Annotated in this window: 1 protein-coding gene; it reads right to left on the bottom strand. The window is 63.2% G+C overall.

The annotated features are described in order from the left end of the window. Window positions 1-13: 13 nt before the first annotated feature. Entirely contained in the window at window positions 14-1,288 is a 1,275-nt protein-coding gene (locus AC24GY_RS29405) for a transposase (RefSeq protein ID WP_487690435.1), read from the bottom strand. Window positions 1,289-1,488: the final 200 nt, after the last annotated feature.

Below are 1,488 nucleotides of genomic sequence, written 5' to 3'. Positions count from 1 at the left end.
CAAGGTTGGCCGTTCATAACTTGGCGTAAAGGGCTATGAGGACTGCACAGGCTTGCTGCCAGGGGATGGAGTTCCAGAGCTGGGCAGCCACCCAGCGGATCAACTTGACGCTGTGCTGCGTGATCTGCTGCATCAACCGCAGCGTTTTGGGCAGCACCGCTTGGGCCTTGGCGGCGACCTCGACCGCCTGCTTCAGCCTTGCCGCGCGGCGCTTCTCCTCAGGCTCGTTGCGGATGCCCTGCTCTCCGAGTTCGTGTTCGAGCAGCTGCAGCAGGTTCACGCTCAGGCAGATGAACTGCGCCTGCATGCTCTTGGCCGTGGCGCTGGTGGCCCAGGCCTTCTTCTCACCGAGCTTGTTCTTCACTTCATCAAAGCTCTTCTCGATCTCCCAGCGCATGCGGTAGAGCTGCGCCAGCACGCCCGGCGGCACGGCGCTCTCCAGCACATTGGTGAGGAACTCAAAGTGCCGCTCTGCGGCCACGTCATGGAAGGTGATGCGCCGCACCATCAGCCCGCTGGTGGCGGTGCCCACGAGTTCGTCGCGCTGCACGCCGGCGTTGATCTCATCGGCCCTGTCAAAGGGCAGGTTGCCGCAGGGCAGGAGCTTCAGGTTGGTCTTGGTGCGGCTGAGCATGTAGATGCCGCTGCCCTGCTTCCACTTGTGCCACTGCTTGAAGTCGATGCCGGCGCGGTCCCAGACGTAGAGCACCTTGCGGCCCTTGGGCGCGCCCTGGCGCAGCGTGGCGATGTCCGTGCGTTTGAGCCCGCGCATGTCGTGCTCCTTTTTGCGCGCCTGCTGGTCGTTGACGGTGAGATGGCTCAGGCAGCCGCTGCGCAGGTTGCGGCTGTAGAGATGGCCCACGGCGAGGCGCACGCCCTTGCTGTCGGCGGGATCATGCGCGGCATGGGCGTGGAAGTGGCCGTCACCGGCATGCACATCGAACCCGGCGAGCGCGGGGAAGGCCGCCAGCGCATCGGGCAGCACCGTGCGTGCATGGGTGCAGAGACGAGCGTTGATCTCGGCGCACAGCGCCAGACGCCGCTGACTTTTGAGCGACTCGAAGAAGTGCGAGTTCTCCGGGCGGCAGGGGGCTGCCAGAGCGGCGAGGGTTTGCAAAAATCCCCTGCCACTGGTCTGTGGCTGAAGACAGCGCTGGACGCCGAGGCGCAGCCAGTCCGAGTCTGAAAGGTCGGGGCAGTGCCGCCGGTGCGCGCAGGTGGCAAGAAGGTCGAGCAGCGGAGTGAAAAAGCGTGTGGAGAGAGTGGCGTCAGCAAGTGGGGGAGGCATAAAAACAAAAATTTTGCGACCCTCATGAGTCAAGCATAAAGCACCCGTTCTTTTGAGCTCCTGGCACCGGACAGGACGAGTTTAAAGCATGCGCTCAATCATCCATACACTCCTCAATAACCGACTCGGCAGCAACCCAACGATGGCTGCGCATCGACCTTCATGCGGGCTTTTTGCTCCCCGTTCGTTGGACACCGTTG

It is taken from the genome of Prosthecobacter sp. Pr1, from assembly GCF_057652315.1.
The sequence above is the reverse complement of the archived record's forward strand: the minus strand, read 5'-3'. Positions and strand labels throughout refer to the sequence as shown.